Annotated in this window: 19 protein-coding genes, 3 tRNA genes and 1 pseudogene; 9 read left to right on the top strand and 14 right to left on the bottom strand. The window is 63.0% G+C overall.

From position 1 onward, the window contains the following. Positions 1-57: 57 nt before the first annotated feature. Positions 58-1,380: a TAXI family TRAP transporter solute-binding subunit gene (locus tag EAG14_RS06545; RefSeq protein WP_121730336.1), complete on the top strand. Its 1,323-nt coding sequence runs from the start codon at positions 58-60 to the stop codon at positions 1,378-1,380. Between the two features lie 38 nt (positions 1,381-1,418). Here EAG14_RS06545 and EAG14_RS06540 read toward each other — a convergent pair whose 3' ends face one another. The 3 genes from EAG14_RS06540 to ettA all read right to left on the bottom strand — a co-directional run bounded on the left by EAG14_RS06540 (position 1,419) and on the right by ettA (position 5,563). Continuing rightward, positions 1,419-3,035, bottom strand: a complete 1,617-nt coding sequence (locus tag EAG14_RS06540) for a DUF1631 family protein (RefSeq protein WP_256371478.1) — start codon at positions 3,033-3,035, stop codon at positions 1,419-1,421. Next, positions 2,957-3,838 (bottom strand): DUF1631 family protein, encoded by an 882-nt coding sequence (locus EAG14_RS23570; RefSeq protein ID WP_256371477.1) that lies wholly within the window; start codon positions 3,836-3,838, stop codon positions 2,957-2,959. The genes EAG14_RS06540 and EAG14_RS23570 overlap by 79 nt, the downstream gene beginning before the upstream one ends. Before the next feature lie 63 nt (positions 3,839-3,901). Then, a complete protein-coding gene (gene ettA / locus EAG14_RS06535; protein ID WP_099656133.1) occupies positions 3,902-5,563 on the bottom strand; it encodes an energy-dependent translational throttle protein EttA in 1,662 nt (553 codons plus the stop codon). Positions 5,564-5,882: 319 nt separating this feature from the next. On the opposite strand from ettA, the gene EAG14_RS06530 reads away from it, so the two are divergent. From EAG14_RS06530 to EAG14_RS06520, 3 genes are all read left to right on the top strand, one after another. Next, the gene (locus EAG14_RS06530) at positions 5,883-7,691 is read left to right on the top strand and encodes a DEAD/DEAH box helicase (protein WP_121728399.1); all 1,809 of its coding nucleotides are present in this window, start codon (positions 5,883-5,885) and stop codon (positions 7,689-7,691) included. Positions 7,692-7,982: 291 nt separating this feature from the next. Further along, a complete protein-coding gene (locus tag EAG14_RS06525) occupies positions 7,983-9,809 on the top strand; it encodes a M14 family metallopeptidase (protein ID WP_240457029.1) in 1,827 nt (608 codons plus the stop codon). Positions 9,810-10,010: 201 nt separating this feature from the next. Then, positions 10,011-10,087 (top strand) — tRNA-Arg (locus EAG14_RS06520). A gap of 378 nt (positions 10,088-10,465) precedes the next feature. On the opposite strand, the gene EAG14_RS06515 is transcribed toward EAG14_RS06520, so the two are convergent. The 10 genes from EAG14_RS06515 to EAG14_RS06470 form a co-directional block, all read right to left on the bottom strand. Beyond that, a tRNA-His gene (locus EAG14_RS06515) sits at positions 10,466-10,541 on the bottom strand. A 60-nt stretch (positions 10,542-10,601) separates the two neighbouring features. After that, a complete protein-coding gene (locus EAG14_RS06510; RefSeq protein ID WP_121728397.1) occupies positions 10,602-12,515 on the bottom strand; it encodes a SurA N-terminal domain-containing protein in 1,914 nt (637 codons plus the stop codon). Positions 12,516-12,573: 58 nt separating this feature from the next. Continuing rightward, positions 12,574-12,649: transfer RNA gene (locus EAG14_RS06505), tRNA-Val, on the bottom strand. 15 nt (positions 12,650-12,664) lie between these two features. Then, a complete protein-coding gene (locus tag EAG14_RS06500; RefSeq protein WP_099658722.1) occupies positions 12,665-12,937 on the bottom strand; it encodes an HU family DNA-binding protein in 273 nt (90 codons plus the stop codon). 331 nt (positions 12,938-13,268) lie between these two features. Continuing rightward, positions 13,269-13,835, bottom strand: a complete 567-nt coding sequence (gene pgsA, locus EAG14_RS06495; RefSeq protein WP_099656142.1) for a CDP-diacylglycerol--glycerol-3-phosphate 3-phosphatidyltransferase — start codon at positions 13,833-13,835, stop codon at positions 13,269-13,271. A gap of 50 nt (positions 13,836-13,885) precedes the next feature. Beyond that, the gene (uvrC, locus tag EAG14_RS06490) at positions 13,886-15,925 is read right to left on the bottom strand and encodes an excinuclease ABC subunit UvrC (protein WP_121728396.1); all 2,040 of its coding nucleotides are present in this window, start codon (positions 15,923-15,925) and stop codon (positions 13,886-13,888) included. A 117-nt stretch (positions 15,926-16,042) separates the two neighbouring features. Further along, entirely contained in the window at positions 16,043-17,026 is a 984-nt protein-coding gene (locus EAG14_RS06485) for a tripartite tricarboxylate transporter substrate binding protein (protein ID WP_121728395.1), read from the bottom strand. 79 nt (positions 17,027-17,105) lie between these two features. Then, on the bottom strand, positions 17,106-18,086 hold the full coding sequence (locus EAG14_RS06480; RefSeq protein ID WP_121728394.1) for a tripartite tricarboxylate transporter substrate binding protein: 981 nt from the start codon (positions 18,084-18,086) through the stop codon (positions 17,106-17,108). Positions 18,087-18,132: 46 nt separating this feature from the next. After that, positions 18,133-19,113, bottom strand: coding sequence for a hydroxymethylglutaryl-CoA lyase (locus EAG14_RS06475; protein ID WP_121728393.1), 981 nt, complete (start codon positions 19,111-19,113; stop codon positions 18,133-18,135). Continuing rightward, on the bottom strand, positions 19,110-20,345 hold the full coding sequence (locus tag EAG14_RS06470) for a CaiB/BaiF CoA-transferase family protein (RefSeq protein ID WP_121728392.1): 1,236 nt from the start codon (positions 20,343-20,345) through the stop codon (positions 19,110-19,112). Before EAG14_RS06470 ends, EAG14_RS06475 begins: the two co-directional genes overlap by 4 nt. A gap of 158 nt (positions 20,346-20,503) precedes the next feature. Between EAG14_RS06470 and EAG14_RS06465 the strand changes: the two genes are divergently transcribed. From EAG14_RS06465 to EAG14_RS06445, 5 genes and pseudogenes are all read left to right on the top strand, one after another. Further along, positions 20,504-21,403, top strand: coding sequence for a LysR family transcriptional regulator (locus tag EAG14_RS06465; protein WP_121728391.1), 900 nt, complete (start codon positions 20,504-20,506; stop codon positions 21,401-21,403). Then, a pseudogene (earP, locus tag EAG14_RS06460) lies at positions 21,400-22,568 on the top strand (elongation factor P maturation arginine rhamnosyltransferase EarP). Before EAG14_RS06465 ends, earP begins: the two are co-directional and overlap by 4 nt. A gap of 140 nt (positions 22,569-22,708) precedes the next feature. Beyond that, entirely contained in the window at positions 22,709-23,263 is a 555-nt protein-coding gene (efp, locus tag EAG14_RS06455) for an elongation factor P (RefSeq protein WP_099656149.1), read from the top strand. 216 nt (positions 23,264-23,479) lie between these two features. After that, positions 23,480-24,652 (top strand): hypothetical protein, encoded by a 1,173-nt coding sequence (locus EAG14_RS06450; protein ID WP_121728390.1) that lies wholly within the window; start codon positions 23,480-23,482, stop codon positions 24,650-24,652. Between the two features lie 58 nt (positions 24,653-24,710). Beyond that, a complete protein-coding gene (locus EAG14_RS06445) occupies positions 24,711-24,890 on the top strand; it encodes a hypothetical protein (RefSeq protein WP_121728389.1) in 180 nt (59 codons plus the stop codon). Positions 24,891-24,994: 104 nt separating this feature from the next. On the opposite strand, the gene rimO is transcribed toward EAG14_RS06445, so the two are convergent. Beyond that, on the bottom strand, positions 24,995-26,386 hold the full coding sequence (gene rimO / locus EAG14_RS06440; RefSeq protein ID WP_099656152.1) for a 30S ribosomal protein S12 methylthiotransferase RimO: 1,392 nt from the start codon (positions 26,384-26,386) through the stop codon (positions 24,995-24,997). Positions 26,387-26,429: the final 43 nt, after the last annotated feature.

Raw genomic sequence — 26,429 nt, 5'->3', positions numbered from 1 at the left:
CAGGTGTCCTGCAAGGGCGCCCTGCACTGCTTCTTCCGCTTCAGAATGAACTCCCGCATGTCCAAGGCCCTTCGATCCACGCTGCTGTCATTGCGCGACCTGCTGTTGTCTGCAGGCCCACTGGCTTTCCTAGCGGTGGGCCTGCTGGCGCTGGCGTACTGGTGGCTCAACCCCACGCCGCCCAAGTCCGTCACCCTGGCCACCGGCCCGGCGCAAAGTGCGTACGAAGAGTTTGGCAAGCGCTACCAAAAGGCACTGGCCGCCGAGGGCATCGAGGTGCGATTGCTGCCCAGCGATGGTTCGTCGGCCAACTTGCAGTTGCTGCGCGATGGCCAGGCCGACCTGGCCTTTGTGCAAGGCGGCACGGCCGAGCTGCAGCCCGAGGACCCTGATGAGCTGGTGTCACTGGGCAGCCTGTTTGTCGAGCCCGTGTGGCTGTTTTATCGCACCGACGCTGCACTGCGCCTGCACCACAGCCCCCGGCTCGATGGGCTGCGGCAGCTGCGTGGCATGCGGGTGAATGTGGGCTCGGACGGCAGCGGCGTGCCCACCTTGATGGACCGGCTGCTGGAAGCCAACCGGCTGGAAAAAGGCGCCGTGACCATGTCGCGGCTGGAGGAGACCCCGGCCACCGTGGCCTTCCTGGCGGGCAAGCTGGACGCCCTGGTATTTGCGTCGGCCCCCGAGTCGCTGATGGTGCAAATGCTGCTGCAAACACCCGGTGTGCAATTGCTCGACATTGCCCAGCACGAGGCCTATGCGCGGCGCTTTCCCTTCCTGTCGCCCGTCACGCTGCCGCGTGGGGTGGTGGACTTGGCCAGCAATGTGCCGGCGCGGGATGTGCGCATGGTGGCGTCCACCACATCGCTGCTGGCCCGCGAATCGACTCACCCGGCCTTGCTCACGCTGTTTGCCCAAAACGCACAGCGGCTGCACAGCAGCCCGGGTTGGTTCAACCGCGCACGGGAGTTTCCGAACATGCGGCACAGCGAACTGCCCATTGCCAAGGAAGGCGAGCGCGCCATCAACGAGCCGGTGCCGATGATGCAGCGCTACCTGCCGTTCTGGCTGGCCAACCTGATTGAGCGCATGTGGCTAGTGCTGGGTATTTTGCTGGCCGCGCTGCTGCCACTGTCGCGCATCGTGCCGCCGCTGTACCAGTTCAGGGTGCGCTCGCGCGTGTTCCGCTGGTATGGCCGCCTGCGGGAAATTGAAGACACCGTGGAGTCTCAGCCCGCCGAGCATCCCGAGATGCTCAAAGCCCTGGACGCCCTGGAGGCGCAGGTGGAAAAGGTGACGGTGCCGCTGTCGTACGCAGACGAGCTGTATGCGCTGCGCAACCACATCCACCTGGTGCGCAAGAAGCTGCTGCGGGCTTGAAGAGGCCCTAGCCTGTCAGAGGCCAGAGCGCTGCGAGGTTAACGGCCCTTGGCCGCCTTGGTGGCGGAACGCGACAGGCCTGCCGGGGCCGAGTTGGCACTGCGCGAAGAAGACTTCACCCGCACCACACGCAGCGTGCCTTCGCCAGCCAGCTTGTCGCGCATGCGCCGCGTCATGGACTGGGTGCTGCCATCGGGCGATGTGAACAGGAACAGCGTGCCATTGGGGCTGGCCCAGGTCAGCTGGGTGCGCACTGGGCGCTGGTTGGTGATCAGCTCCACCCAGGCGCCCACCACAAAGTTGGCAAAGGGGTCCGCCGCTGCATCGCTGGCCGCAGATCCACTGCCGGTGTCCAGCACGGCCTGCAAGCTGTCTTCTGAAGGCATTTCAGAGCCCAGGCTGTCGGGCGGCTCGGCAAACACCTCGCCTTGAGGCAAGGGGATGGAGGTGCCCGAGGGCATGGGCATCTCAAACGCAGACTGGTGCAAGGCCACCAGCCGCTCCAGAAATGTGCTGGTTTTGGCGGCGGGGTAATCGACGGTGCGCAAACCTTCTCGCAGCTTGGCCAGCATGTCGGGGATCGCCTGCGTCAGCCGGTCCAGCTCCAGCCGGGTCAGCTCGGGCTGCGCACTCCACAGCAGCATAGGCACCAGCGCGAGGTAGCCCCCTGGGTCATCCTCAGCACCGTCGGCCTGGCTCACCTGCGCCAACGCCACCACATCGGCCCAAGGGCCTGCGGCAAAGTCGAGTACATCGGCAGGCACCTGCCCCATGTCGGGCAGCCGCCGAATGTCGGCCGCAATTTTCTCGGCCAGCATGGCGCGCTGCTCGGCCCGCTGAAGGACCCTCTTTTGCGCCGCTTCTTTCGCTTTGGCGCGCTGCTCCTGGGTGTCCCAGGCGGAGTACAGCGCCTTGAGCACGGTTTCAAAGGGCGTGGCGTCCTTGATCTGACTGGCCGCCAGATGGGCCACCGCTTCATTGATCAGCCGCACAAACTGGGCAAACCCTGGGGCCTCTTCCGAGGCAAATGCCAAGCTGCGCTGGGTCATTTCGTCCAGCAAACGGCGCGCGGGATGGCCTGCATCGGAGAAGAAGCGGGGGTCAAACCGCACCAACTGCTTGAGCGCGGGCTCCAGGTTTTGCACGGCACGCTGCACCGGCGGGAGCAAGCGGGTGTCTTGCGCCAGGGCCACCATCATGCCCCCCACCACATCGGCAGCCACCACGGGCGATTCTGTGGGTGCCACGAAGGGCACGGTGTAGATGGGCTGCCCCATTTGGGTGGGTGCGCGCCAGGCAGACAGGGGCGCCGCCTGGCTGCCGCCGCTCAGACGGTTTACCAACCTCTCCAGCTGCGCAATGTCTTCCATGGCGTCGGCCGCCACTGCGGGCACTGCCGCGTAGGCAGAGCCCATGGCGGCATGGCCACTGGGCACCGCCGTGCGCCCATCCACCCAGCCCACCGCAGGCATCTGGCCAGACTGCAAGGGCACCGCCTGAGAAGGCACGGCCACATAGGCCCCACGGGGGTCAAAGGGGTCGCCCCCCGCCAGCATCTGGCGCAGAATGCCCACCGTCAAGATGGCCTCTTCCGCCTCGGCAGCCATCTGCGGCTGCATGGCCGATTCGCCCTGCCAGCCCGTGTGCCCACCCATGCCACGGCCATAGCCTGTGTTGCCACCGTAGCCCGTGGTGCCACCGTACCCACTGGGTTGTCCGTAGCCCGTGGAATAGCCGCTGCCATACCCCGTGCCCCCCCCATACCTTGCGCCGGGCCGTAGCCTGTGCGCCCCGCCATGGCGGGCGAGCCCAGCACGGCATAGCCCACGGGCTCAATGCCTTGCTCGCGCAGGCTTTTGGCCATGCGCTGGTATTCCACCTCCAATAACTTACCCAGCAGGCTACGCATGTGTTGCATCCACAACTGGCGTACCTCTGACGGGGCGCCCGTTTCAGACACCACACGCTGCAAAGCACGGATGTAATTTTCGGGACGCAGAGGATTGCGCTCGGGCTGCACGCTGCGCAGGCCCTGGGCCGAGCTGACCAAGGTGTTGAGCTCTGCCAACACCGCTTCGGTCGCATGCACCGCTTGTTGCTGGGCCTTGGACAGCTCCACCTGGTCTTGCATTTCGCTCTCGTCCATGAGCGAAAGCTCGCCAAAATCCATCCCGGTTTCGTCGGCCGGGCGGGCTTTGGCGTTGGAAGGGCCTTCTGCAAAGATCTCCAGCAAGGCCATGGAGTAGCCCTTGACCATGCCAGCTTCGTGCTGCTTGAGCACACCCAGCGCATCGCTGATGTTGTTGCGCTGCTGGACGTTGCGAACTGAAGACTCCTCTTGCGTCAACGCATTGCGCGTGACCTCCACCAATTTGCCCATGAGCGCTTCGCCCTCGCGCACAGCGCTAACGACGCAGGCGCGAAAAACAGTTCTCGAACGGGACGCTGCCTGGGACATGGTGAAAGGAAGAAAAAGGGGTTTCCAGTTGCAATCCTACTTGACCTGCAGAACTTTGGAACCTTACTTGAGTGCCTTGTAACGCATCCGCTTGGGCTTGGCGCCCTCTTCGCCCAGGCGTTTTTTCTTGTCCGCTTCGTACTCTTGGTAATTGCCGTCAAAAAACGTCCATTGGCTGTCACCTTCGGCTGCCAAGATGTGGGTGGCAATACGGTCAAGGAACCAGCGATCGTGGCTGATGACCAACATCGTGCCAGCAAACTCCAACAGCGCATCTTCCAAGGCGCGCAGGGTTTCCACGTCCAAGTCGTTGGACGGTTCATCGAGCATCAGCACGTTGCCGCCCGCAATCAAGGTCTTAGCCAAGTGCAAACGGCCACGCTCCCCCCCTGAGAGCATGCCGACCTTCTTTTGCTGGTCGCCGCCATTGAAGTTGAAGCGACCGCAATAGGCACGGCTGGCCATCTGGAATTTGCCGACGTTCAGGATGTCAAGCCCGCCCGACACGTCTTCCCACACCGTCTTGTCGTTGGACAGGTCATCACGGTGCTGGTCCACAAAGGCCATCTTGACGGTGGAGCCGATGACGACTTCCCCCGAGTCCGGCTTTTCCTTGCCCGCAATCAGCTTGAACAGCGTGGACTTACCGGCGCCGTTGGGCCCGATGATGCCGACGATGGCGCCTGCAGGGATGTTGAAGCTCAGGTTGTCGATCAGCACCCGGTCGCCAAACGATTTGGTGACGTTCTTGAACTCGATCACCTGGCTGCCCAGGCGGTCGGCCACGGGGATGAAGATTTCGTTGGTTTCGTTGCGCTTTTGGTATTCGAAGTCGCTCAGTTCCTCAAAGCGGGCCAGACGGGCCTTGCTCTTGGCCTGACGCGCCTTGGGGTTCTGGCGCGACCATTCCAGTTCCTTCTTCAGGGCCTTGGCGCGGGCTTCTTCGCCCTTTTGTTCGGCTTCCAGGCGGGCACCCTTTTGGGTCAGCCAGTCGGAGTAGTTGCCCTTGTACGGGATGCCGGACCCACGGTCTAGTTCCAGAATCCACTCGGCGGCGTTGTCCAGGAAGTAGCGATCGTGGGTGATGGCCACCACGGTGCCGGAGTAGCGCTGCAGGAACTGCTCCAGCCAGTCCACCGATTCGGCGTCCAAGTGGTTGGTAGGCTCGTCGAGCAGCAGCATGTCGGGCTTGGACAGCAGCAGGCGGCACAGCGCCACGCGGCGCTTTTCGCCGCCGGAGAGCACGCCGATGTTGGCATCCCACGGGGGCAGGCGCAGCGCGTCGGCAGCGATTTCCAGCTGGTGCTCGGAGTCGGTACCAGCCGTGGCGATGATGGCTTCCAACTCGGCCTGTTCGGCGGCCAGAGCGTCAAAGTCGGCGTCTTCGGCACCGTAGGCGGTGTAGACCTCTTCGAGGCGCGCCTTGGCGGCGAACACCTTGCCCATGCCGGCTTCCACGCTTTCACGCACGGTCTGGGTGGGGTCCAGCTGGGGTTCCTGAGGCAGGTAACCAATGTTCAGGCCCGCCATGGGGATGGCTTCGCCTTCGATTTCCTTGTCAATGCCTGCCATGATTTTCAGCAGGGTGGACTTGCCCGAGCCATTGGTCCCCAGCACGCCGATCTTGGCGCCCGGGAAGAAGCTCAGGGAGATGTCTTTCAAAATCTGCCGCTTGGGCGGCACGATCTTGCCGACGCGGTTCATGGAGAAAACATACTGAGCCATTACATGCCCCCCACGAGCAAAGCGAGTGAAGGCCGCCAAAGGCGGGCAGTTGTTTCGATAAAACGTATTGGGCCATTACTTGTTCAACCTGCGAAAGTGGGCAGAAATTCTGCGTTCAAACCGAGATTATCGGGCCATGCGACAATAAGCGGCGTAACGGGCTCCAGTTGCTCGTCACATCAGCAGTTTGCTGGGGACGAAGGAATCACTTTCCTGGCTCCCAATTTTGAACCTCATCTGCCTGAGACTGGCTCAGCAACCCCTCTTTGGTTGCGACGACAGGCCGATACCCAGCGCCCGGACGGGCGCAATCTACGACATGAAATTTGAAGAACTGAATCTGGCTCCTGCCATCCTGAAGGCGGTGCTCGAACAAGGCTACGAGACACCCACCCCTATTCAGGCCCAGGCGATTCCCTCCGTACTCGCAGGCCATGACCTGCTGGCCGGAGCGCAGACGGGTACCGGCAAGACCGCAGCATTCACACTGCCAATGCTGCACCGCCTCAGCCAGGGCACAGCCCCCAAAAGCAAGTTCGGCGGCAAGGGCATCCGCGCCCTGGTCCTGACCCCCACCCGTGAACTGGCGGCCCAGGTTGAAGAGTCGGTGCGCGACTACGGCAAATACCTGGACATCAACTCCACCGTCGTCTTCGGCGGCGTTGGCATGAACCCGCAAATCGACCGCATCAAGCGTGGTGTGGACGTGCTGGTTGCCACACCAGGCCGTTTGCTGGACTTGCAGCAGCAAGGCTTCCTGGACCTCTCTACCGTCGAAATTCTCGTTCTGGACGAAGCCGACCGCATGCTCGACATGGGTTTCATCCACGACGTCAAGAAAGTCCTGGCGCTGGTCCCCAAAGACAAGCAAAGTCTGCTGTTCTCCGCCACATTCAGCGATGAAATCCGCGAGCTGGCCAACACGCTGCTCAAGAACCCGCAAAGCATCCAGGTCACGCCCAGCAACACCACGGTGCAACGCATCACCCAGGTGATTCACCCCGTGGGCCGTGGCAAGAAGAAGCAAGTGCTGCTGCACATCATTCAGCAGCACAACTGGAGCCAAGTGCTGGTATTCACCCGCACCAAGTTTGGCGCCAACAACGTAGCCGAGTTTCTGACCAAAAACGGTGTTCAAGCCATGGCACTGCATGGCAACAAGAGCCAGAGCGCCCGTACACAGGCCCTGGCGGGCTTCAAGAGTGGTGATATCCGCGCCCTGGTGGCTACCGATATTGCAGCCCGCGGCATCGACATTGACGATCTGCCCCATGTCGTTAACTACGAAATCCCCAACGTCTCCGAAGACTATGTGCACCGCATTGGCCGTACGGGCCGTGCAGGCGCCACGGGCGAAGCAGTGAGCCTGGTCTGCATGGACGAAGAAGGCTTCATGATGGACATCGAGCGCTTCACCAAGCAGCAGATTCCAGTGCAAGTCATCGAGGGCTTTGGCCCAGACGCAGGTGAAAAGGCAGAGCCCATTGCCATGGGCCGCCAGACGATCTGGGGCGGTGCAGGCAAGCCCCCAAGCCGCGAAGTGATGCAGGCCGCCGCCAAGGCCGCCCGCAGTGAAATGATGGAACGCATCCGCACCAACAAAGCCGGCCAGGGTGCAGGCAACGGCAATGGCGGCGGCGAGCGCGGCCCCCGTCCTGCCGGTGGCGGCAATGGCGGCGGTGGCCGTGGCGGTCGCGCCGGTGGCGGTGCCGCAGCGAATGGCGGCGGCAATGGCCCACGTGGCGGTCGTGCCGGTGGTGGCCAGGGCGGCGGCGCACGCGCTGGCGGCCAAGCCCCTCGCGGTCGCTCCGGCGGCGGTGGTTACGAAGGCGGCGGTGGCGGCAATCGCTACGACGACTCGCAACCTCCGCGCGCCAATGCCCACCTGGGAACGCACTCGGGTCACAGCAACCCAGGCAACCGCCACTCAGGCCATTCGGCGGGCGGCCAGCCTGACCCGATGCGCACCAGCGTAGACAGCATGGGCGGCGGCGGTCGCCGTGGCAGTGGTGGTGGCTACCGCAGTGGTGGTGGCAATGGCGGCGGTGGATACGGCGGCGGTGGTGGCCGCAGCAACGGCCCTCGCGGGTCTGGCGGCGGCCCTCGCGGCGGCTCGTTCAACCGCTAAATTCATCCACCCACTGAGGGTCTGAGTGCCCGACCTCCCGCAAAGACACCCGGGATGTCGGGCACAGTCACATCTGAGCCCCAGAACTGCAGATGGCCAGCAAACTCATTACACCCTGGGTGCACCCACGCCCGCAGTGCAGGCTGATGTAAACCTGCAGCCACACGCCAACATCCCCTACAGGCGTCAACGGGTAACATCTGCAAGTTCCGTGACGCCCTCTTGCGACCTTTACAGCCCCACACCATGACTTTGCGCTCCGCACTCTTCAATGCCCTTGGCCCCCAGTCAATGCCTGAGAGCCCCGAGCCAAGCGGCAGGTGGCGGCTGCATGCACTCACCGCAACCATCATTTCAGCGGCTTTGCTGGCGGCTTGCAGCAGCACACCGTTGCCACCATGGCCCAGCGCCGGGAGCAAGCCCACGGCAACAGTCCCTGCACCGTTGCCACGCGCTGCATCGGCCAAGCAGGTTCCGCCCCCACTCGGCACTACACCTAAAGCAGCCGAAGCCACAGCGACGCCTGTCCTGCCAACCCCAGCTTTGGCGGGCAGAAACGAAGAACCACTCACGCCACCTTACAGCGCAGCGGTGGCAGCACGTTTTCCTGATCCAGCCATCCAATACAGCACCCCGGGGCTTGGGAAAGATCGCCGCTCATTCACCACCAATGCCGAGCTAGCGCAATGGCTGACAGGGCTTGCAGACATGCGATCTGGGGCCACCCCACCTCCCCAGTTGCTTCAGCTAGGCGTGTCTCAACGTGGCACTCCAATCTTGGGCTTGCTGCTGACCAAAGCAAAAAACCCCAGCCCAGCTGCACTGGAAACTGCAGGCCGCCCCACCGTGATCATGCTGGGGCAACAGCACGGGGACGAGCCGGCAGGAGCGGAAGCTCTCCTCATCATGGCCCGCGAGTTGGCCCCTAATGGGCTGCTCGATGCGCTGCTGGACAAGATCAACGTGATTGTGGTGCCGCGCGCCAATCCCGATGGCGCCGAAGCAGGAACGCGCAACACGGCCAACGGTGTCGACATGAACCGTGACCACCTGCTGCTGCAAACCCCCGAGGCCCAAGCGATAGCACGCTTGGTACGCGACTACCGCCCGTTGCTTGTCATTGACTCACATGAATACACCGTGGCAGGTCGGTTCAAGGAAAAGTTCAATGCCATCCAGAAATACGATGCTTTGCTGCAGCATGCGACGACAGCCAACTACCCTGAGTTTCTGACCAAGGCCTCCCTGGAGTGGTACCACGCCCCCATGGTGGCAGCCCTGAAAGAGCAAGGCCTGAGCAGCGAGTGGTACTACACCACATCCACCGACCGCGACGACAAGAGCATTTCCATGGGCGGCACACAGCCCGACACCGGTCGAAATGTGCACGGACTTAAAAATGCGGTAAGCCTGTTGATCGAAACACGGGGCGTTGGTATTGGCAGGCTGCATGCACAAAGGCGGGTACACACCCAGGTCACAGCCATCACCAGCGCATTGCGCAGCACGGCCGACAAGATAGGCCCACTGGAGCAAGTGCGCTCATTTGTTGCACGAGACATCGCTGCGCAGGCTTGCCGCGACCAAGTCGTAACCGAAGCCGCCGCCACCCCCACCCAACGCGACCTTGTTTTGCTGGACCCAACCACCGGAGAAGATCGCAGCCTGCGGGTGGACTGGAATTCCTCACTGAGCCTGCGCAAACTGCAGACCCGGGCACGCCCATGCGGCTACTGGCTGGATGCCAGTGCAGCCGCTGCTGTAGAGCGACTCAAGCTGATGGGCGTTCAAGTGATGAAGGTTGCCGAAGCAGGCTCGCTACTCGCGGAAAAATACCAGGAAACCGCAAGAGAAATCGGGGAACGGCGCGACGTGCGGGGCGCCATTGCAGCCAGCAGTGACACCATCCGCATCAAGGTGGCGCCCGTGCGCGCAGCCATCGACGTCCCCACTGGCAGCTACTACATTCCGCTGAACCAAGCCTTGGCACACATCGCCGTGGCGGCTTTAGAGCCCGATACCCAGAGCAGCTACTTTGCAAACCACTTGATCGGCGAGCTGGAGCACACAGCTCGCGTCATGGCCACCCCCTCCCTGGTTTTTGAAGAAGCCGACTGATTCGGACACCAAAGGCACCTCACCTGCTGCAAGCTGAACGGTCTGGCAAGAACCAAAAGCACATCGGCACAGCAGGCATTGGTCCGCATATTTGCGCCTACAGCCCCGTCGGACAAGTGTCTGCGGGTTATCATCGTACTCTCGGGTTCAGCATGTGCACATGCACAGCACCTCAAAACCCATTGAGGCTATCCCATCCATCTGCCCGTAGCTCAACCGGATAGAGCAATTGCCTTCTAAGCAATAGGTCGGGGGTTCGAGTCCCTCCGGGCAGGCCAATCCAGTCAGGTCATGCGAAACATCCAAGGACGATGTTGCCCATGGCGATGGCACTCCTCCAGATCAAAGATGAGCCCGCAAGAATGGGTTGAAATCACCCTGGCAACACTCTACCGGCTGGCCGCATTTGCAGTCTTCAATTTGACGGAAGATGCCGCATTGCTTGCTCTGGTGTTTTGTTAGTCAAGTGCAGCAGGTCAAAACCCGCAACGACACCACCTCAACACCACCAAGCAAATTGAACCGCCATCGGTGGCTTGTTTGCACAGCAGCAAGCGCCAGAGCCCAGCCCCACTGAAGCAGCACACAAACTGCACCGATAACGCCGAACCAAAAACAAGAAAACCCGCAGTGCTTTCACACTACGGGTTTTTATTTGGGGTGGCTGATGGGGCTCGAACCCACGACAACAGGAATCACAATCCTGGACTCTACCAACTGAGCTACAGCCACCGTAGACTCAAATTATAACGGAAATTTGGGCACTCGAATCAACTTCCAGAACTTTCTATTTCAAATAGCGGACGACTGTGGACGCGTGGGCTTGATCTGCACCTTGAAGCGCTCCTTGAGCATTTCATAGTAAGCGAAACCTTCGGCCGTGGTCCACCACTGCTGCAATTGCTGGCGTTGTTGCGCCGTTTGCTGGGCGTCTGCAGTCTCACGGGGCAATATGCGCGACACCTTCACCAAGGCGGCGCCTTGGGCACCAAGGTCTGCAACCACCCACGCAGGCAATCCATCTGGAGAGACGCGCAAGGCCGCGTCCAACACTTGGCGAGGCTGACCTTGGGTCTGGTCACGAGAAACCGTCACAGCAGCCGAAAGACCGGTCGCAGCGGCTGCATTGGCAGTCCATGCAGCCTTCTTGGCCTCTGCATCCTTGCGGGCAAGCTCCAGCGACTTTTCTTGCACATGCAGGCTGCGGGCACGGTCGCGGACCTCAGTCAAAGGAAGCGTACGGGCAGGCGCATAGGTAGAAACTCGCCCCGCCACCAGTTGACTAGGACCCACTTCGACAGCGCTGGTGTTGCGCTTTCCTTCGATGGAATCACTGGAAAACAAGGCTTCCAAAAACTTGGCATTGGCCAGGGGGCCGGTCACACCAGCCGCGGGAACCCGGGTGACTCCATCTGCCGTTTGAATCTTGAGTTTCAAACTGTCCGCCACAGGCTTGAGGCTGTCTGGCTGCTCATACACACCGTTCGTGAACAACTCTGCCACCTCGGCAAATTTGCGCTGAGCTTGTTGCTGCTTGAGTTCAGCTTCCAGCGAAGGACGCAGTTCCTCAAAAGACGGCTGGCGAGGGGTTTTGATGTCCGTCAGCAAAATGATGTGATAGCCGAAATCCGACTCCACCACATCACTGATATCGCCTTTCTTCATGGAGAAAGCGGCTTCCTCGAAAGGCTTGACCATGGCGCCGCGGCCAAAGAAATTCAGATCACCGCCAACGATTGCAGAACCGGTGTCCTGCGAGGACTTCTTGGCCACTTCAGCAAACGAGCCTGGCGCCTTGCGAACTTGCGCCAGCAACTCTTCGGCACGGGCCTTGGCCTTCTCGCGCTCCGCAGCAGGAGCATCCTTGCTTGCGCTGATCAGGATATGGCTGGCACGGCGCTCTTCTTTTGCCGCCAGACGGGTCAGATTCTCTTTGTAGTAAGTGCGCAGATCATCCTCATTGACGCGAATGCTGCCACGCACGCTGTCCAAATCCAGCACCACGTATTCGACTGCAGCCTGCTCTTGCTGCTGAAAGCGTGCACTGTTGGCTTGGTAGAAAGCCTCTACATCGGCGTCGCTGGGATTGACCTGTTTGGCATAGTCCGTGGCATTGAAGCGGGCCACCTGTATCTCACGGCGTTGATACAAGGAGTCAAAAGCCAGGCGCGTGGCCGAATCTGTGGCAAAGGCCGAGCCCATCACGCCACCCATCACCTGGCTCACAGACAGCTCTCGGCGAACATTCGACTCAAACCCTTCAGGCGTCAGCCCCTGGGCGCCCACCAGCGCACGATAGGCCTCGGTGTCCAGCGAGCCATCTGGTCGCTTCAACCCTGCAATGGCAGGAATGTCTTGCAGCGCACGGGCAAGGCGGGCATCACCTGTTACGAGATGGGCGCTTTGCGCAGCAGCAGCAAACACACGATCACGCACCAAGCGCTCCAGCGTTGCATACCGGGCCTGGGGCGTATCCAGTTGCTTGGGATCCACATTGGGGGACTGCGCGCGGATGCGATCTGTCTCCGTCCTGTGGGCATTGTCCCAATCAGCTTGGGTGATTTTGTGCCCATCAACACGCGCAACCACTGGGCTCTTTTCAGAGAAGTAGTTGCTGTCGATACCCACAAGAACAAACGAAGGAATGACCAGCAAGAACAACAAGAACATCACGATCTTGGAGTGCTTGCGGATGGCTTCAAACATGGTCGATCTTTCAGTGACAAAAAGAAAAGGCGAACTTTCGTTCGCCTTTGTTTGATGGTGGTGGGTCCTGACGGTCTCGAACCGCCGACCTACTCCGTGTAAAGGAGCCGCTCTACCAACTGAGCTAAGGACCCAGCCTAAAACAATTTTCAGTTCACAGCATCTTTCAATGCTTTACCTGGACGGAACTTTGGAACTTTAGCAGCTTTGATTTTAATCGCATCGCCGGTACGGGGATTACGACCTGTACGTGCAGCGCGCTTGCCGACAGCGAATGTACCAAAACCCACCAAAGACACGGTGCCGCCCTTCTTCAGGGTCTTCTTGACAGCTTCAATCGTCGACTCCAGTGCGCGTGCAGCAGCTGCCTTGGAGATATCGGCGTTGTTAGCGATGTGCTCGATCAATTCGGTTTTGTTCACAAGAAGCCTCTCGGGAAAAACGTTGATGGAATTTGTCTTGGGTATCTGGTCTTCACACGTCAAAGCGCCTCAATAAGAGGCTTGGATCAATGGACGGGAGAATGACTGGAGTACACAGCAATGGCTGCTGCGTCAGATTAAAACCATCGACTTTCCGGGTGTCAATACAACATGCCGTTTGGCGGCGATGTTTGCCTGAATTCTAGTCGCATTTCTCAGCCTGGCCGGGCTTGCTGCGTGTTTTTGTCTCAATCGCGCTGCATGCGCACCTTCACCGATTGACACGGGCAAACAGGCCCGAGTGACCTGCAAGCACCGCACGAACCCAGCGCTATCGAACCCTCGCCCGAATCTCCGGAAGGGCTTTTTGCAGGTAGTAAACCATGGACCACACCGTGAGCACAGCGGAGGCCCAGATCAGCCAAGTGCCCCAGACCCCCGTGTCCACCACACCCAGCAAACGGCCGTCGTACAAAAGAAAGGGAATCGCAACCATCTGCACCGTGGTCTTGACCTTGCCGATCATGTGCACGGCTACGCTCTTGCTGGCACCGATCTGCGCCATCCATTCGCGCAGGGCCGAGATCGCGATCTCTCGGCCAATGATGATGAGGGCCACAAACACATCGGCACGCTGCAAGTGCACCAGCACCAGCAGCGATGCGCAAACGAGGAATTTGTCAGCTACCGGATCGAGGAAGGCCCCAAACGACGAAGTCTGGTTGAGCTTGCGGGCCAGAAAACCATCCAGCCAATCGGTGGCAGCGAACACCACAAACATCACCGTGGCGATGAGGTTGCGAGTGGCCGGATCCACCGGCGCATAGAACACTCCGACGATCAAAGGTATCGCGACAATGCGCGTCCAAGTCATCAGGGTCGGTATAGTCCAAAACATGCGGCGATTGTGTCACGCGCCCAAAGCCCTGGCACCATGCCCTTGCAACTTCACCGCAACGCGCGGTAAATCTCTTCGGCCAGCTCACGTGAAATACCGTCCACCGTGGCCAGATCCTCCACGCTGGCCGCCGCCACGCCGCGCACCCCGCCAAACCGCTGCAGCAACCGTGCCCGCTTCTTGGGGCCCACGCCAGTGATCTCTTCCAGCTGCCCGCCACCCACACGCACCTTGGCCCGCGCAGCGCGCATGCCGGTGATGGCAAAACGGTGCGCCTCATCGCGGATCTGCGCCACCAGCATCAGTGCGGCCGAGTCCTTGCCCAGGTAGACCTTTTCGCGCCCGTCGGCAAACACCAGCTCTTCCAGGCCCACCTTGCGGCCCTCGCCCTTCTCGACCCCCACGATGCGGGTCAGGTCCAGCCCCAGTGCCGTGAACACCTCGCGCGCCACGCCCACCTGGCCCTTGCCGCCGTCGATGAGCACCAGGTCGGGCAAACGCGCCTGGCCCTTGGGGCGTGCTGCCGCTTGCACCTCGGGCGCTTGGGCATAGTCAATGCCGCCCTCCTCGCGCTGTGCCTCCACCACCTTGCTGTAGCGGCGCGTGAGCACCTGGCGCATGGCGGCATAGTCGTCGCCCCCCGTGATGCCCTCGATCTTGTAGCGGCGGTATTCGCTGCTCTGCATCTTGTGGTGGTGAAACACAACACACGACGCCTGGGTGGATTCGCCCGCCGTGTGCGATATGTCAAAACACTCGATGGTGAGCTGGTCCAGGTCTTCGGGTGGCAAATCGAGCGCCTCGGCCAGCGCGCGGGTGCGGGCCTGCTGCGATCCCTCCTCGGCCAGCAGGCGGGCGAGTTGCAGGTCGGCGTTCTTTTGCGCCATGTCCAGCCAGGCGCGGCGCTGCTCGCGCGGCTGGTGGATGGCGCTCACGCGCAAGCCACTTTGTTCGGTCAGCGCATCCAGCAAGCCCTTGTCCACCGGCACGCTGGTCACCAGCAACGGGGGCACCGGCACGCCGATGTAGTGCTGGGCGATGAAGGCTTCGAGCACCAGCGCCTCCACGGGGCGGGTGGGCTTGGCCGGGGCGGTGGCCGCGTCCTCGACGCCCTCCACGCCTTCCACGCCTTCCACAGCCTCGGCACTATCGCCCCCCTCTTCCGCATACACCGCTGCAGCGTCTTCCACATGCACCGGGAAATAAGGCCTGTCGCCAAGGTGGCGGCCACCGCGCACCATGGCCAGGTTCACGCAGGCGCGGCCGCCTTGCACACGCACCGCGAGGATGTCCACATCCTTGTCGTCCACCGTCTCGATGGACTGCTGGTGCAGCACGCGCGACAGCGCCTGGATCTGGTTACGCACCTCGGCGGCCTGCTCAAATTCCAGCTTGTCGGAGTGCGCCATCATGCGCGCCTCCAGCGCCTGCAGCAGCTCCTGCGTTTCGCCGCGCAGCAGCGCCTCGGCATGCGACACGTCGGCGGCATAGGCTTCGGGCGAAATCAGGTCCACGCAGGGCCCGGTGCAGCGCTTGATCTGGTACAGCAGGCAGGGCCGCGTGCGGTTGGCAAACACCGTGTCTTCGCAGGTGCGCAGCCGAAAGACCTTTTGCAGCAGCTGGATGGTTTCCTTCACCGCCCAGGCGCTGGGGTACGGGCCAAAGTACCGGTGTTTTTTATCGACCGCGCCCCGGTAGTACGCCATGCGCGGAAACACCTGGCCCGGCGCATCGCCCCGCGTGTGGGCGCCCGGCGTGCCGGTGATCTTGAGATAGGGGTAGCTCTTGTCGTCTCGGAACAGGATGTTGAACTTGGGGTTCAGCGTCTTGATGAGGTTGTTTTCCAGCAGCAGCGCCTCGGCCTCGGAGCGCACCACGGTGGTCTCCATGCGCACGATCTTGCTGACCATGTGGCCGATGCGCGTGCCACCATGGTTCTTCTGGAAGTAGCTGGACACCCGGCGCTTGAGGTTGAGCGCCTTGCCCACATACAGCAGCGCATCCTGCGCGTCGAAATAGCGGTACACACCCGGCAGCGCGGGCAGCGCAGCCACCTGCGCCAGGAGTTCTTCGGAATGCACATCAGACATGGCGCGTATTGTGGCCCCGCGCGCAGCCGGCCCCATTCACTATCAAATAAATAGCTGCTAGCGCTTATCCAGCGGGCGCCAGCAGGCTTTTTAATCCAATTTTCTGAATCCTCCGGGTCACTCCGCCTCGATCTTGGAGGTTTTCACCACCGTGGCCCAGTTGGCCAGATCGGCCTTCACCTTGTCACCCAGCTGCGCAGGGGTCTGGTAGTCCGCCGTGGCGCCCTGCTCTTGCGCCTTTTGCTGGAAGGCCGGGTTCTGCACCACGGTGCGGATGTCGGCCGTGAGCTTGTCCACCACGGCCTTGGGTACGGCGGCGGGGGCAAACACTGCAAACCACGAGGTGGCATCGACCTTGGGGTAGCCCGCCTCGGCTGTGGTGGGCACATCGGGCAGGCTGGGCAGGCGCTGCTTGCCCGTCACGGCCAGCACGCGCAGCTTGCCGCTGGCGATGTGGGGCATGAAGGGGGGCGCGGTGCCGAAGGTCAAGTCCACCTGGCCGCCCAGCAGGTCCTGCAGCGCGGGGCCCGTGCCTTTGTAGGGCACGTGGACCATCTTGATGGCGCCCTGCTGCTCCAGCATGGCACCGGTCACGTGCTGCAGCGACCCATTGCCCGACGAGGCGTAGTTGAGCTTGCCGGGGTTGGCCTTGGCGTAGGCGATCAGCTCGGGCAGCGTTTTCACCGGCAGGTCGGCCCGCACCACGATGATCTGCGGGGCCGAGATGACATTGGCCACAGGCTGGAAGTCACCCTGCTCCCACTGCTTTTGTTTGGTGATGTGGGGCGAGATGACGTGGTAGCCCGAGTACTGCATGAGCAGCGTGTAGCCGTCGGCCTCGGCCCGCTTGACGGCGCTGGCCGCAATGTTGCCGTTGCCCCCGCCCTTGTTGTCTGCGATGACCGACTGGCCCAGCACCGGCGCAAGCGCCTGCGCCAGCATGCGGGCCGACAGGTCGGTGGTGCCACCGGCGGCGGTGGGCACCACCAGGGTCACGTTCTTGGACGGGTAAGCGCCCTGCGCCGCTGCGTGGCCGATGAAGCTGATGGCGGCCAGTGCGGCAAGGGCCAGGGTGGTGAACTGTTTGCGGGTGGTTTTCATGAAAGCGATGTCTCCGTTGTCGTTGTTGTGAAAGGTCTGAGTATCAAAAAGGCAGCAGGGTTCGACAGTCGTGCACCGCTCAATCCACCGTCGCACCCGTCTCCTTGACCACACGGCTCCACTTGGGCAGGTCAGACTGCACCAGCGCCGCCAGTTGCGCCGCCGTGCCCTTGAAGGGCTCGCAGCCCACGGTGGCCAGCTTGTCCACCACGTCCTTGTGCTCCAGCGCGCGCGCCACCTCGGCCTGCAGCTGCGCCACGATGGGCGCGGGCGTGCCAGCCGGGGCAAACAGCGCATACCAGGGAGCCTGGCCAAAGCCTTTGATCGTCTCGCCAATGGTGGGCGCATCGGGCAGCGCGGCCACACGCTTTTCATTGACCACACCCAGCACCTTGAGCTTGCCTGCCTTGATGAACGCAATGGCCGACGGCAGGCTTTGCACCGACAGCGGCACTTGCCCGCCCACCACATCGGTGGCGGCTGCGGCGGAACCCTTGTACGGAATGTGCTGCAGCTGGATGCCCGCCGCCTTTTGCAGCATCTCGCCAATCAGGTGGTTCAGCGTTCCGTTGCCCGCCGAGGCAATCGAATATTTGCCGGGGCTGGCCTTGGCCAAAGCCACCATTTCGGCCACGGTGTTAGCCGGGAAGGATGGATGCGCCACCAGCACATAGCCCGCCGTGGCCACGGGCGCCACGGGTGCGAAGTCCTTGACCGGATCGAACCCCGGGTTCTTGTACAGCGCAGGGCCGATCACATGGGCGCTGTCGGCCGTGAGCAGCAGCGTGTAGCCATCGTTGCGCGCACGGGCCGTGGCGCCGGTGGCCAGCGTGCCGCCCGCGCCAGGGCGGTTGTCCACGATCACGCTCTGGCCCAGCTGCTCGCTGAGTTTTTGCGCCACCACGCGCGCAATGGCGTCGTTGGCGCCACCCGCAGCCTGGGGCACGACCACGGTGATGGGCTTGGAGGGGTATTTGTCCTGCGCGCCCGCAGCGAAGGCAGCGGAGCACAGCACGGCGGCGGTAAAGATGCGGCGGGACAGCGTCGTTTGAAATGTCATGGCTTTTGTCTCCTGGTGTTATGTATGAATGCAGGCTCGCCCGCATTCAGCGGGCAAGCGCCCTTTCGCGAATGGCTTCGAAATCCGCAGGCACCGGGTGCAGCGCCAGGCGCGGGCCCGCCTTGGCGATCTGGCTGGGAATATCGTGGCCGATCAACGCAGGCAGTTGCTGCGCCGCCACCACCAGTTGTGCCAAGTCCACCCCGGTGTCATAGCCCATCAGCGCCAGCGCATGCACGATCTCTTCGCTGCACACATTGCCGCTGGCGCCCGGCGCATAGGGGCAGCCACCCAGGCCTCCCAGCGAGGCATCGAACCGGTCTGCGCCTGCGTCAATGGCCGCCAGCACATTGGCCAGCCCCATGCCGCGCGTGTTGTGAAAATGCAGGGTGAACTCCACCCCCGGCCAGCGCGCGCGGGCTGCCGCCGTGAGCTGGTGCACCTGCGTGGGGTAGGCCATGCCCGTGGTGTCGCACAGCGTGATGCCACGCACGCCCCGATCCACAAAACGCTGCACCCAGCCGAACACGTCGGCCTGGGCCACATCACCCTCCATGGGGCAGCCGAACACGCAGGACAGCGACACATTCACCGCCACGTTGGCGCCCTGCGCCAGGGCCACCACCTGCGCCAGCGCCGCAAACGACTGTTCCTGCGTCATGCGCAGGTTGGCCAGGTTGTGGGTGGCGCTGACCGACATCACCAGGTTCAACTCGTCCGTGCGCGACTCGATGGCGCGCTCTGCACCGCGCAGGTTGGGCACCAGCGCGGTGTAGACCGTGCCAGGGCGGCGCGTGATCTCGCGCATCACGATCTCGGCGTCTTTCAGCGCTGGAATCGCCGTGGGCGAAGTGAACGAAGTCACTTCGATCTTGGCCAGGCCCGCCGCCGACAGCGCATTGCACAGCGCGATCTTGTCGGCCGTGGGCACAAACGTCTTTTCCATCTGCAGGCCGTCGCGCAAGCCGACTTCCTGCATATGGATGCGGTGGCCTGCGCCCTGCCACACCGTGTTGGATGCACTCATTGAATCACCCCCTTGCTGCGCAGCAGCGCGATCTGTTCGGCCGTGAGCCCGGCCTCGGCCAGCACCGCATCGGTGTCGTCGCCCAGGTGCGGCGCGCTGCTGCGGATGCTGCCCGGCGTGGCAGAGAGCTTGGGCACGATGCCGGGCACCTGCACGCTGTAGCCGTCGCGTGTCTGCTGGGTCAGCAGCATGTCGCGGGCGCGGTAGTGCGGGTCTTCGGCGATGTCCTTGGCGGTGTAGACCTTGCCCGCAGGCACGCGGGCGGCGCCCAATGCATCCAGCACCTGCTGCACAGTGCGCTGCGCGCTCCAGGCGCCAATGGCGGCGTCGATCTCTTCCACACGCGCCACGCGGCCGGTGTTGTTGGCCAGGTCCGGCGCGGCGCCCAAATCAGGCCTGCCAATCGCATCCATCAGCCGCTTGAAGATGCTGTCGCCATTGCCCGCCACCAGCACCCAGCCGTCGGTGCAGGGGTAGGCGTTGCTTGGCGCAATGCCCGGCAGCGCGCTGCCTGCGGCCTCGCGCACGGCGCCGAAGGCGCTGTATTCGGGGATCAGGCTTTCCATCACGTTGAACACCGCCTCGTGCAGCGCCACGTCAATCACCTGGCCCTGGCCGCCGTTGACCTTGCGGTGGTACAGCGCCGTGAGCACGCCGATGGTGCCGTGCAGCGCCGCCAGCGTGTCGCCAATCGACACACCGACGCGCACCGGCACGCGGCCGGGCTCGCCCGTCAGGTGGCGCAGGCCGCCCATGGCTTCGCCGATGGCGCCAAAACCAGGTAGGTCGCGGTAGGGCCCCGTCTGGCCATAGCCCGAGATGCGCAGCATCACGAGGCCGGGGTTGAGTTGGTGCAGCTCCTCGGGCGACATGCCCCAGCCTTCCAGCGTGCCGGGGCGGAAGTTTTCGACCAGCACATCGGCTTCTGCAATCAGCTGGCGAGCGATGTCCTGCCCCTCCTTTTGCCGCAAGTCCAGCGCCACCGAGCGCTTGTTGCGCGACTGCACCTGCCACCAAACGGAGGTGCCTTCCTTGATGAGGCGCCAGTTGCGCAATGGGTCACCGGTCTCTGGGGCCTCGATCTTGATCACGTCGGCGCCAAACTCGCCCAGCGTCTTGCCGCAGAACGGCCCGGCGATGAGCTGGCCCATTTCGATGACACGCACGCCTTGCAGTGCGGCGGGGCTGGCTGGGATGGGTGAAGCGGGCGGGTGGGCAGGTGGCAAAGCCATGCGGGGGTTCTCCTGGGGTCCATCAGACAATCAATGCACCCTCCATGCAACATGGAGGGGATGGCGCGCATCATGCGCAAAGCCCACGCCCTCTGCAAAACGCTGATGCGCGAAGCTGCCATCGCCAACGGGCATGGCCGGGGTACGATCTGACGACCATGAAACTAGACCCAGTCTCCCTGCGCCTCTTCGTTGCGGTGATGGAAGAAAGCACCATCGCTGCCGCCGCAGAGCGCGAACACATGGCGGCCTCGGCCGTCAGCCGCCGCCTGGCCGACCTTGAAGATGCCTTGCGGGTGGAGTTGTTCACCCGCAGCAACCGGGGCGCTACGCCCACCGCTGCGGCATTTGCGCTGCTGCACCTGGCACGCGGGGTGCTGAATGATCTGGACAGCATCACCACCCAGATGCGCGAGTACGGCAGCGGCGTGCGCGGCCATGTGCGGGTGGTGGCCAACATTTCAGCCATCACGCAGTTCTTGCCTGCACAACTGCAAAGCTTCATGGCCTTGCACCCGCAGGTGGATGTGCGCCTGCAAGAGCAGATCAGCACCGCCATCGCCACCTCGGTGGCGGAGAACGCGGCCGATATCGGCATCTTGAACGATGGCGACTACGGCGACCGCGTCACCCTGCTGCCCTACCGCACCGATGAATTGGTGCTGGTGATACCCGCAGACCACCCCCTGGCCCGGCGCAAGGCCGTGCGGCTGCGCGAAGCGCTGGCCTACGACTTTGTGGGCGCCCACCCCGGCAGCGCCATCAACAACCAGCTCAACCAGGCCGCCGCGCAGGCCGGGTTGCCGCTGAAGCTGCGCATCCAGGTCACCAGCTACGACGCGCTGTGTTTGATGGTGAACGCGGGCCTGGGCGTGGGCGTGATGCCCCGGGGCAGTGCGGCACTGTACAAAGGCACGCTGGGCATCCGCGCCATCACCCTGAACGAGCCCTGGGCGCACCGCCACCTCAAGCTGTGCGTGCGGTCGGAAGAATCGCTCTCCAGCGTAGCCCGCCTGCTGGCAGACCACCTTCGCAACCCGACCGAGGCCACGGTATGAGCCTGCTGCCCACACCGCCGTCTGCGCCGCCAGCCCCGCCGCTGCAGTGGGATGTGTTTTGCCGTGTGATCGACAACTTTGGCGACATTGGCGTGTGCTGGCGCCTGGCCTCGCAACTGGCCGGGCAAGGTCAACGCGTGCGCCTGTGGGTGGACGATGCATCGGCCCTGACCTGGATGGCCCCCAGCGGCTGCCCCGGTGTGGAACTGCGCGACTGGAATGCCCCGCCCCCCAGCGCCGACGAAGCCCCCACCGATGTGATGGTGGAAGCCTTTGGCTGCGAAATTGCTCCTGAATTCATAGCATCCTGCGCTTATCAGGCAAGCGCTAGAGGCCAAAAACCTGTTTGGATCAACCTCGAATACCTGTCTGCCGAGCGCTATGTGGAGCGCAACCACCGCCTGCCCTCCCTCATCTCGCAAGGGCCTGCGCAGGGCTGGACACGGTGGTTTTTCTACCCCGGCTTCACGCCCGCCACGGGGGGGCTGCTGCGCGAGCCCGATCTGCTGCCGCGCTGCCAAGGCTTTGATGCACTGGCCTGGCGCGCAGCCAACGCACACCCCCAACGGCCCGCGCAAACTGCGGCCAACGAACCTGCCACGCGCTGGATGTCGCTGTTCTGCTACGAGCCCCAGGCCCTGCCCCAATGGCTGCAGCTGTGCCAGACGGCCGCCACGCCCACGCACCTGCTGGTGGCCCCTGGCCGCCCCACGCACGCGGTGCAGCAGGCGCTTTTCCCTCAAGGTGAAATCGACCTCCAGCCCCTACAGACAAGCGCAAGCAGCTATACATTTCATACCGATCGCACTGCCCGCAGCCTGCCTTTGACGAGATGCTTTGGGCCTGTGACTTCAACGCCGTGCGCGGCGAGGACTCCCTGGTGCGGGCCCTGTGGGCGGGCAAGGCGCTGGTGTGGCACATCTACCCCCAGGACGACGACGCCCACCACGCCAAACTGCTGGCGTTTTTGGACTGGCTGCAGGCGCCAGCCTCCATGCGCCAGTTTCACTGCACCTGGAACGGTTTGGACGCCCAGCCACTGCAATGGCCGGGCGACACTACCCTGCGCGAATGGACGGCCTGCGTGCAAGCCGCCAGGGCACGGCTACTGATGCAAGACAACCTTGTGGCACAGCTTTTGGGCTTTATCGCGGAAAAACGGTAAAATCCGAGGCTTTGCGCAAATCCAGCGCGGCACACTAGTGCCCCGCAACCGCGCACTTCCGCCGCGGAACATGCGCCGGCAGGCACCGCCCCACAAGGCAGCCCGCCCGCATTGAGCGGCCCCAACCCAAGCAATCAGCTATGAAAATCGCTCAAGAAATCCGCGCCGGCAACGTGATCATGCACGGCAAGGACCCCATGGTCGTCCTGAAGACTGAGTACGCCCGTGGCGGCCGCGGTGCAGCCACCGTGCGCATGAAGCTCAAGAGCCTGATCGGCAACTTCGGCACCGAAAACGTGTTCAAGGCCGACGACAAGATCGACAACGTGATCCTGGACAAGAAGGAGTGCACCTACTCCTACTTCGCCGATCCCATGTACGTTTGCATGGACACCGAGTTCAACCAGTACGAAGTCGAAGCCGAAAACATGGGCGACGCACTGAACTACCTGGAAGACGGCATGGCCCTCGAAGTGGTGTTCTACGACGGCAAGGCCATCTCGGTCGAACTGCCCACCAGCGTGGAACGCGAAATCACCTGGACGGAACCCGCCGTCAAGGGCGATACCTCTGGCAAGGTCATGAAGCCCGCCAAGATCGCCACTGGTTTTGAAGTGCCTGTGCCCCTGTTCGTGTCGCAAGGCGACAAGATCGAAATCGACACCCGCACTGGCGAATACCGCAAGCGCGTCTAAGCCTTTGCACCGGGGGCACCCCGCCACCGCCCTGCTCACCGCAGGGTGTGCGTGGCAAAAATGCACAAAAAAGGAGCCCGCGTGGCTCCTTTTTTTATCCGCTGGTCCTTTTGGCGCGCGCGCAGCCCACCCAAACCAGGGGGACGCTGGCACCATCGCGGGTTGCACAGGGTGGCCCGAGGTGGCCCCTTAGCACCCCAGCCCGCCACATGCCCCATGCAAAGCACCACCCCAGCAACAGCCCCCACGCCACCCGCGTTCGCCGAGCGCACCAGCGAGCACCTCTACGCCATCGTGCACCGCTGGCCGGGCACCTGCCAGCCACAGGAACAACTGCAACCGCCCGAGCAATCCCTCGCACGCGATGAAGACGCCCGCGAAGTCCTGGCCCTGGGGTACCTGGCAGACCTGCGCCTGCGCTTTGTGTTCACCCAACCAGGCACTGAATCCATGGCCCTGGCCCGCGCCTCCGACCTGGCCCGGCTCGACCTGACACCCCACAAAGCCCTGGCCTTGGCCACCATGCACCTGCGCAAGTCCGGCACAACTCCCACCTTGCAGCCACAAACGAACGGCACCTATAGGCTGCAGTCACTACAGCCCTTGCTGCTGGAAAGCCACCTCACCGACCGCCACTTTTGGCGCGGGCTGCTCGCACAATTCCCGTGCGGCGTGGTGGTTGCCATGCCGCGCCGGGGCTGGATGGCCCTGGCACCCGCTGACGACAATGCCGCCCAGGCCCAGCTGTTTGACGCCGCAGACACCGAATTTGCCGCCGCCGGGCCGCAGCAGCTGTCGGGCTGCCTGCTGCACTTTGACCAGACCGGCTGGCGCCTGCATGTGCGGCTACCCGCCTCGCTCAAGCCCACCCAACGCAAACGCAGGCGCAAAAAGACCGAGGAAGCCGACCAAGGCAGCGCAAGCCAGACGAGGCAGCGCCCCCATGCCGCACTGGCCGCTGCCGCCCAAATCAGCGGCGCATCCGCTGCTGCAGCGCAGGAGCAGCCAGAGACAGCAGAGCGATATGCAAGGCAAGACTTCGCAAACTCTGGAGACATCGAGGACTCGCACCTCGTGACCACAGGCATGCAATGCCTGCTGGCGGCCCTGGTGGCATTCGTGCTGGGAGCGCTGCTGTGGAAGCTCAGCCCCTTCATGCGTCTGGGGCCAACGCAACTGCTGGGCACGGGGGCGGCGGCGCTGGGCGCCATCGGAGCAGTGCGGCTGTCTTATGGACTGGGGGCACAAACCACCACCGCGCTGCTCTACGCCGTGGCTTCCTTCACGCCCATCGCCAACATGGCGCTATGGGCCTGGCTGATCTACACAGGACTGCGTGCACTGCGGGATGCGGGTTGGCAGCCCAGCTGGCGCACCTTCATTCCTTGAAGCACCGCCCGAAACCCAATCCCCAGCCCACAGCAAAAACGCCCCCAAAGGTTTGCCCATGGCCAAATGGCTTCTTTACTTTCCACTGATCCTGCCCATCTGCGCCTTGCTGGCCGGGGCCGCCACCTGGGTGCTCATCCGCGACCAGGAACCCGATAGCACCGACTTGTTGATGGACTTTGGCGCCTTTCTGGGCATGGCCTTGCTTTGCTCGTACGGCGTGTTCTCATTGCGATAGCACGCGCACCTTCGCGCGCCCCGTCAACCGCCACAACGGGCCGAGAAACACGCTGAAAACCCACAAGACAAAGGCCATGCGCCCCTCGGCACGGGCAATGCAGATCAGATGGGCAGAGCCACCAGGTCGTGCCCTTGCACGCCCACAATGCGCGCCTTGGTGAACTCGCCCACCTTCAGCGTCTTGCTGATTTTCTCGGGTGGCAGCAGGTGCACCACGCCATCGATCTCGGGGGCATCGCCGTAAGTACGGCCCGTGCCGCCCTTGCGGCCCAGCGCAGGGGCGTGGTCCACCAGCACCTGCATGGTCGAGCCCACGCGCTGGCGCAGCCGGGCGATAGAGACTTCCTCGGCCACCGCCATAAAGCGCGCACGGCGCTCTTCGCGCACTTCCATCGGCAGCATGCCGGGCAGCTCGTTGGCGGCGGCGCCATTCACATCGCTGTAGGCAAAGCAACCTGCACGGTCAATCTGCGCCTCGCGCACAAAGTCAAGCAGGTGCTGAAATTCTTCTTCCGTCTCACCCGGAAATCCTGCAATGAAGGTGCTGCGAATTACGATCTCGGGGCAGGCCTCGCGCCAGCGCTGGATGCGCTCGAGGTTGCGCTCGCCACTGGCGGGGCGCTTCATGCGCTTGAGCACGTCAGGGTGGCTGTGCTGGAATGGCACATCCAGGTAAGGCAGCACTTTGCCCGTGGCCATGAACGGGATCACCTCGTCCACGCTCGGGTACGGGTACACATAGTGCAAGCGCACCCAGGCGCCGTAGGGCTCGGCAATCTCGCCCAGCGTCTGCACCAGCTCCAGCATGCGGGTCTTGACGGGCTTGCCATCCCAAAAACCGGTGCGGTACTTCACATCCACGCCGTAGGCCGAGGTGTCTTGGCTGATGACCAGCAGCTCTTTCACCCCGCCCTCAAACAAGGCCTTAGCCTCGCTCAGCACATCCCCCACCGGGCGCGATACCAGATCGCCACGCATAGAAGGGATGATGCAGAACGTGCAACGGTGGTTGCAGCCTTCGCTGATCTTGAGGTAGGCGTAATGCTTGGGCGTCAGCTTGATGCCCGCCACACCGAAGCCACCGGGCACCAGATCGATGAACGGATCGTGCGGCTTGGGCAGGTTCAAGTGCACCGCGTCCATCACCTCTTGCGTAGCGTGGGGGCCGGTCACCGCCAGCACGCTGGGGTGCATTTCACGCACCATGTTGCCGCCGCCCTCACCTGCGCGCGCGCCCAGGCAGCCGGTGACAATCACCTTGCCGTTTTCAGCCAGGGCTTCGCCGATGGTGTCCAGGCTTTCCTTGACGGCATCGTCGATGAAACCGCAGGTGTTGACGATCACCAGATCGGCGCCCTGGAAGGTTTTGGAGGTTTCATAACCCTCAGCGCTCAGTTGCGTGAGGATGAGTTCGGAATCGGTCAGTGCCTTGGGGCAGCCAAGGCTCACGAATCCGACTTTGGGTGTTTTGGTGGGGGCAATTGCTTCGCTCATATCCCCGTATTGTCCCAGTTCCGGCGTTCGGCGGGTGGAGTTG

Source organism: Acidovorax sp. 1608163 (genome assembly GCF_003669015.1).
Classification (GTDB): Bacteria; Pseudomonadota; Gammaproteobacteria; order Burkholderiales; family Burkholderiaceae_C; genus Acidovorax.
This window is presented reverse-complemented; position numbering and strand designations above follow the sequence as displayed.